Annotated in this window: 7 protein-coding genes and 1 tRNA gene; 3 read left to right on the forward strand and 5 right to left on the reverse strand. The window is 41.0% G+C overall.

What is annotated here, in order from left to right; all coding sequences use genetic code 11:
- Window positions 1-186 (forward strand): L-histidine N(alpha)-methyltransferase (locus AC6F75_RS13775; protein ID WP_500715664.1); only part of this gene is annotated, 186 nt, incomplete at its 5' end.
- Window positions 187-928: 742 nt separating this feature from the next.
- Here the strand turns inward: AC6F75_RS13775 and AC6F75_RS13780 are convergent.
- Window positions 929-1,013, reverse strand: a tRNA-Ser gene (locus tag AC6F75_RS13780).
- A 193-nt stretch (window positions 1,014-1,206) separates the two neighbouring features.
- On the opposite strand from AC6F75_RS13780, the gene AC6F75_RS13785 reads away from it, so the two are divergent.
- Together AC6F75_RS13785 and AC6F75_RS13790 are read left to right on the forward strand one after the other, a co-directional pair.
- Complete coding sequence (locus tag AC6F75_RS13785) at window positions 1,207-1,842, forward strand: nitroreductase family protein (protein WP_500715665.1); 636 nt, start codon at window positions 1,207-1,209, stop codon at window positions 1,840-1,842.
- 84 nt (window positions 1,843-1,926) lie between these two features.
- The gene (locus tag AC6F75_RS13790; protein ID WP_500715666.1) at window positions 1,927-3,120 is read left to right on the forward strand and encodes an aminotransferase class I/II-fold pyridoxal phosphate-dependent enzyme; all 1,194 of its coding nucleotides are present in this window, start codon (window positions 1,927-1,929) and stop codon (window positions 3,118-3,120) included.
- Here the strand turns inward: AC6F75_RS13790 and ribB are convergent.
- The 4 genes from ribB to AC6F75_RS13810 form a co-directional block, all read right to left on the reverse strand.
- A complete protein-coding gene (gene ribB, locus AC6F75_RS13795) occupies window positions 3,117-4,253 on the reverse strand; it encodes a 3,4-dihydroxy-2-butanone-4-phosphate synthase (RefSeq protein ID WP_500715667.1) in 1,137 nt (378 codons plus the stop codon). The two genes, AC6F75_RS13790 and ribB, sit on opposite strands and share 4 nt — an antisense overlap.
- Before the next feature lie 46 nt (window positions 4,254-4,299).
- Window positions 4,300-5,757 (reverse strand): LptF/LptG family permease, encoded by a 1,458-nt coding sequence (locus AC6F75_RS13800; RefSeq protein ID WP_500715668.1) that lies wholly within the window; start codon window positions 5,755-5,757, stop codon window positions 4,300-4,302.
- Entirely contained in the window at window positions 5,754-6,398 is a 645-nt protein-coding gene (lolA1, locus tag AC6F75_RS13805) for an outer membrane lipoprotein periplasmic chaperone LolA1 (protein WP_500715669.1), read from the reverse strand. Before lolA1 ends, AC6F75_RS13800 begins: the two co-directional genes overlap by 4 nt.
- A gap of 11 nt (window positions 6,399-6,409) precedes the next feature.
- The coding region (locus AC6F75_RS13810) for a DNA translocase FtsK (RefSeq protein ID WP_500715670.1) at window positions 6,410-6,924 on the reverse strand (515 nt) is incomplete at its 5' end.

A 6,924-nucleotide genomic window follows, 5' to 3' on the forward strand; every position in this document is an offset into this window, starting at 1 on the left:
GTGCAATTTCCAGATGGTTTTACTGTTGCTTTTGATGCTTTCGAAGCCATTCATACCGAGATTTCAAAAAAGTTTTTTTGGAGCGATATTGAAGAAATAGGGAGTCAATCAAAAATGAAAATTGTACAAGCATATTTTGACACCAATAAAGAATATGCATTTGTTTTATTCAAACCCAACGGATAGACTTTTGGGAGATAGCTGACCAGCTTTAAGCATCTATCTTTTACCAGAATTTCAGCATAAAGATTTACTATAATTTTAATGAAAATGAAAGCACTCTAACATTGGCAGATAGCTCATCCATTAAACTCCATAATTTCGGAATATAGTGTTTACAAAAGCAAAGTTTAAGTTTGTGATATTTTTCCGAAAACAAATAAAAAGGAAGCAAAGGTAGCGGGCTCCAATCCTCGCGAAGGCGGGGCTCTCGTCATTCAAATGCTGTAATACCAATTTATTCCTTCATCAAAAAGCACAGCAACGCGTGCTTACAATCAACATACACTATATTAAAGTTTAAAATATATTCCCGGAACAAATAAAAAGGAAGCAAAGTTAGTGGGCCCCCTCCACCAGCCGCCAAAGCACTGTCAAGGTCAAGCCTCCGGTTTTGAAAAAAATCACCACCCTCATTTCACCACCAGCTTCAAAACACATCCTTTTAAGTCTAATATCTCATATCTAATTTTTTTAGTGTGGTAAGTAAAAAACTACCCGTAAAGGAAAGATGAAGCTAGGAATTCCCTGACATTCCCTAAAAATTAGTTACCCTATTTCTCCAACAGTAAAGAGGGTAACCTAAATAGGGTAACTAAACTATGACACTTAATGTGTATTTTGAAATAGGTGTGAAAAGAAAAAACCCTCTAAACATTGAAGTTTAAAGGGTTTTGATATTTAATGTTTCTTTTGAAACATAATCAAGCGGAGGAAGAGGGATTCGAACCCCCGGAGGTGTGACCCTCAACAGTTTTCAAGACTGCCGCATTCGACCGCTCTGCCATTCCTCCAAAATTTTTAGCGGGCTTGCCCGCCGAAGCACCGACGCATGTCGTGTGCGTAGGTGGGTGCAAATATAAAATCCTTTTTTTGTTTACTAAAGCTTTTTAATACTTAATTTTTACTTTTTCAGTATAAATTTTTTTGATAACTTTCAACGGCTTTGTCTTCCTTGATTTGTACTTTTGTAACAAACCCTATCTGATGACAGAATCCATCAAAAACCTTAGCTGGCGTTATGCCACCAAAAAGTTTGACCCCAACAAAATACTTTCACAGGAGAAAGTGGATGCCCTCAAAGAAGCTTTTAACCTAACAGCAACATCATACGGTCTTCAGCCCATTCGCTTGCTGGTTATCGATAATCAGGAAATGAAAAACGAGCTTGTAAAGTTTTCTATGCACCAACAACAGGTCAAAGACGCCTCTCATTTGCTGGTGTTTTGTGTGGTCACTGATATGAATGCAGAGTATATTAACAATTATTTTGAGTTGGTTGAACAAAAAAGGGGCACTTCAAAAACGATACTGTCTCCGTTCAGGGATATTTTAATAGAAGAATTTAAGCAGAAAAATGAAACAGAAATTTTCAATTGGGCCAAAAATCAGGCCTACCTCGCTATGGGCAACCTGCTTACCGTTTGCGCCATCGAGAAGATTGATTCCTGCCCCATAGAAGGCTTTGAGCCGGAAAAGTATGATGACTATTTAAAACTGAAAGAAATGGGCTTAAAATCAGTGTTGGTGATGCCTGTGGGTTATCGTGCCGAAGATGATTTTTTTGCCGAATTCAAAAAAGTCCGCAAAGAAGTTTCTGAAACTGTAATAGAATTTAAATGAAAATAGATTTATAAACCTGAACCTCTCAAAAGTCCCCCTCTTTTGGAGGGGGATTTAGGGGGAGGACAAACCTAAAACCTAATTATGCCCGGATTTGAACTGTTTGGAAACGAAGAACGAAAAGAAGTCAACGATATACTGGAAAGTGGCGTGTTGATGCGCTATGGTTTTGATGGAATGCGCAACGGCCATTGGAAGGCACGCGAATTTGAACAAGCCTTCGCCAAACGCATGCAAACTGAACACTGCCAGCTTGTTTCAAGCGGTACTGCTGCGCTCACCGTAGCACTTACAGCTGCCGGAGTAGGAGCAGGCGATGAGGTCATTTTGCCCACCTTCACATTTGTGGCGAGTTTTGAATCCATTATGATGCTGGGTGCAGTGCCGGTTTTGGTGGATATAGACGACACATTGACGCTTGATCCCAAAGCCGTTGAAAAAGCAATTACACAAAAAACCAAATGTGTCATGCCTGTGCATATGTGTGGCTCAATGGCCGATTTGGCTGCATTGAAGGCCATTTGTGACAAACACAAGCTGCTTTTACTGGAAGATGCCTGCCAGGCCTTAGGTGGAAGCTATGCCGGAAAACCGCTGGGTACTTATGGTGATCTGGGATGTTTTTCTTTTGATTTCGTAAAAACCATTACCTGTGGAGAAGGTGGAGCTGTGGTTACCAACAACAAGAGGTATTACATCAACGCCGATCAATATCAAGATCACGGCCACGACCATATCGGAAACGATCGCGGAGCAGAAACACACCCTCATTTGGGCTATAACTTCAGAATTTCAGAACTGAATGCCGCAGTGGGTATTGCCCAATTGCGAAAGCTTGATGAATTTCTTGCCATTCAAAAAAAGCATTATACCATAATCAGGGAAGCTCTTGAAAAAATTGAAGGCGTTACTTTCAGACGTGTGCCCGAGAGTGGGGTGGAGAATTATTCGTTTATCAATTTCTTTTTGCCTGATACCCAACTTGCTGAAAAGGCACATAAAGCTCTAATCGAAAGTGGAGTGGATGCCTGTTTTTACTGGTTTAAAAACAATTGGCATTACATCAACGGCTGGGAACATTTGCGCAACCTGAAATCCCTTGGAAATCTACCCCAAGAAGTTCGCACTCAAATGCAGGATTTAAACAATACCGATTTTTCTAAAAGCGACGCCATTATGGGAAGGAACATTTCGTCTCTCGTTAAATTGAGCTGGACAGAAGAGCAGGTGCGTGAACGCGCTCAAAAGATGGCCACAGCCATTCAGTCGGTGCTTTAATAGCTGATGTATTCTGTGATTTCAAGTCCGTAGCCAATCATACCCACACGTTTGGCCTGCTTGGTATTTGACATCAACTTGATTTTGTGAATTCCCAAATCGTGCAGGATTTGTGCGCCAATACCAAAATCCTTGGCATCCATTTTTATTTGAGGTGCTTTGGCAATACTGTCTTTGGTTTGAAGTTTTTTGAGTTCACTCAAACGATTTAAAATGTCCAACGACTGGCTTTGTTGATTGACAAACACGATGGCACCTTTGCCTTCCTTATTCAGTAAGGCAAACATATCGTCCAGTTTTTTATCGGTATTGTTGGTAAGTGTACTTAATATATCATAATTCACCAAAGTGGAATTTACCCTCACCAGTACCGGGTCATCCTGTTTCCAAACCCCTTTGGAAAGTGCCAGATGGATCTGATCGTTGGTGGTTTGCTTGTATGCTCTCAGGCGGAATTCCCCAAAATTGGTCTGGATGTAAAAGTCTTCTTTTTTCTCAATCAGTGAGTCGTGTTGCATACGGTAAGCAACCAAATCTTCAATCGATACCAGTTTTAAATCAAATTTACCAGCAATTTCAACCAGCTGAGGCAATCTGGCCATGGTGCCGTCTTCGTTCATTATTTCGACAATGACACCTGCAGGATTGAGTCCGGCAAGACGTGCAAAGTCGATTGCAGCTTCTGTGTGACCGGTGCGTCTTAAAACACCGCCTTCTTTCGCTTTAAGCGGAAAAATATGTCCCGGTCTGCTCAGGTCCCATGGTTTAGTGTTAGGGTCAATTAATGAATTTATGGTTTTTGCCCTGTCTGAAGCCGAAATACCGGTAGTTACCCCCTGACCTTTTAAATCCACCGAAATGGTAAAGGCTGTTTCCATAGGGTCAGTGTTGCTGCCCACCATCATATGCAGATCCAGTTCTTTACAGCGCGATTCAGTGATAGGGGCACAGATAAGCCCTCTTCCGTGTGTGGCCATAAAGTTGATCATCTGTGGTGTTACCATTTCGGCAGCTGCCAGGAAGTCGCCTTCGTTTTCGCGGTCTTCATCGTCTACCACGATAATGATTTTGCCGTTTTTAATGTCTTCAATGGCTTCCTCAATGGTATTGAGCTTTATGGATACTGTTTTCAAAACAATGAATTTTTAAGCTGTTTTTTGCGGTGCAAAGGTACTGAAACTAATCGGTTTTGGATTTTAATCTTACTAATTTCTTGAGCATAGATTTTATAGATTCAAATAAATTACCAAAGCTAAACAAACCCTGGTCTGTTGTGGCACGATAGGTTAACCAGATTCCCAGGGGAAGCATGATAAAAGTAGACAACCATGAACCCATAAAGGGAATCAATTTTCCGTTTTGGGCACTGTTTTTTGCGAAAATCCCTAGAAAGTGATAGGTCAGGAAAATGGAAATTGCAACCACCATGGGCAATCCCATGCCTCCTTTACGGATGATGGCACCCAGTGGTGCTCCCACAAAAAAGAGGATGATACAACTAAAGGCAATTACAAATTTGTCGTGCAGAGCCATTTCATATTGATGTAGTCGTTTTTCTTTTTGCTGAAAATCAATCCTTCTGGCCTGAATGGTTTGAATGGCACCGTTTACGTTTGAAATGGACAACTCCAGGATTTGTCGTTTTTCCGTTTCTGAGGTATAGGCATCAAGTATATTTTCAACAGGAATAGTGTCGCTGGTTTGAGGTTGGAAACCACTGGAAATTGTTGTGATTCCGCTTCTTACCTTGATGTCCTGTGGAAAGTTTTTAACGTCTTGATTATAACCGGCAGAAAGCGAATCCAGCTCTTTTCTTAACTCGCTGATGCGGTACATTTTTTCATTGGAGAGTTCTTGTTCTTCTGAGAGGTCAATGTTATTGATGTCAGAAAGATCGATATTGATGGTGTAAGCTTCAAAATAACTCTTGGCAAAGGGGCGGTTGTGTTGCTTTTGCGGGTCTTTTGAAAGTATCTCGTCATAATAGTTTCCATCATAAAGAATCAGCGAAAGGGTATTTGAACCCTCCTGACTGGTGAGTTCGCCATTGTTTGCCCTGATGACGGTATAATTACCCACCCTATTAGGGTTTTTCTTGTGAATGATAACATCATCAAGATATTGCCCACGATCACCTCTTTTTTTGCCCACTTTAATGGTGATGTTGCCCACTTCGCTAAATTGTCCTTCAGTCACGGCTACGGCCGGTTTCAATTGGGCGATGTTACGTCTTAAATTCAGTGATTTATACTCAGACCAGGGAATGACTTCATTTGCAAAATAAAAAGCGGTTCCGCTGAGAAGTAATATAAATACAATTAAACTTTTCATAGCCCGTTGAAGCGAAATCCCGGTAGATTTCATTGCAGCAAACTCATAATTTTCCGCAAAATTTCCAAAAACCATAATGGATGCTACCAATATAGTTAATGGCAATACCAAAGGTATCAGCTTAGGCGAAAAATAGAGCAGAAACCTCATAATGATTTCAATATCGAGGTCTTTCCCTGCAAGTTCAGAGATATAGAGCCAAATGGTTTGTAACACAAAAATAAACATCAGTATTAAAAAAACACTGATGAATGTTTTGAGGTAAGAGACTAATATATATCTGTCTAATATTTTCAATGAGGTCAATCCAAATTGTTGATGTAGTAATTTTTATAACGTGCCGCATCAAACCTAAACAAGGAGTCGGGCAGGGGTTGATTGGTTTTAAACGAATTTACGGTGATTGTTATCTCCGTTCCATTTTCCTGACGCTGAATAAGCTTGTAAATATGCTTGGTTTGCGTGTCAATACCCAAAAGGATGTCTTTGATTTCCGCTTTGGGATCGGTGGGTCTCAATTGTATGTACTGAATTTTTCTTCCCATTACATCCTGAACGATGTCCCATTTATATGTATATCCCTTTTCATAAAAGGTGAGCAGTTTTGCAGGTGTGATGGCAGTATCGTCATTGGGGTCGTGGTTTGAAATGGTCACTTCTTCGTCTTCCGGCACTATAGTGTGCAGTTTTTTACCGTCAAAAAGCATGGTGGTTCCCATCAGGTTCAACACATAATTGTCGCCTTTCAGACTCACATCACCGCGGGTTTCCTGATTGATGTTTTCTTTGTTGTTTCTCAGCGTGTATCTAAATTCTATCTGGATGTTGTCATAACTCTTTACTTTGGACGAAACTTCGTTTAAAAGGGTTCTGGCGCGCTGGGCATCTTGAGCCTGCACTGTAGAAAATGCTATTAATGCTGAAAATATAAAAATCAGGTGTTTCATGTGTTTCAATCTTATTCTGTTTCGTTATCTAAAAATTTGTTGAGCGCATCAATGGTGGGGAAAAGTACTTGTCTGGCTTTACTGCCTTCAAAAGGACCTACGATACCGGCAGCTTCCAGCTGATCAATGATTCTTCCGGCACGGTTGTACCCCAGTTTTAATTTTCGCTGTAAAAGCGATGCTGAACCTTGTTGGGCAATTACCAGTACTTCTGCGGCTTCCCTGAACATCGGGTCACGCTCGTCGATACCTACATCAAGAGTTGTGCCACCCTCTTCACTTACATATTCAGGTAAAAGGTGAGCACTTGGATATGCTCTCTGTGAACCAATATAGTTAGTAATTTGCTCCACTTCAGGGGTGTCAACAAAGGCACATTGCAAACGCGTCAGGTCGTTGCCTTGGGTAAAAAGCATATCGCCACGACCGATAAGCTGGTCTGCACCTGAACTGTCAAGTATGGTTCTGGAGTCAATTTTTGAGGTTACCCTAAAGGCGATTCGCGCAGGGAAATTGGCTTTGATTA

Source organism: Planktosalinus sp. (assembly GCF_059864935.1).

Excerpts from the sequence above, each read along its gene's own strand:
- AC6F75_RS13785 (WP_500715665.1), top strand. The coding sequence starts at position 1,207 with ATGACAGAATCCATCAAAAACCTTAGCTGGCGTTATGCCACCAAAAAG.
- AC6F75_RS13790 (WP_500715666.1), top strand. The coding sequence starts at position 1,927 with ATGCCCGGATTTGAACTGTTTGGAAACGAAGAACGAAAAGAAGTCAAC.
- lolA1 (WP_500715669.1), bottom strand. The coding sequence starts at position 6,398 with ATGAAACACCTGATTTTTATATTTTCAGCATTAATAGCATTTTCTACA.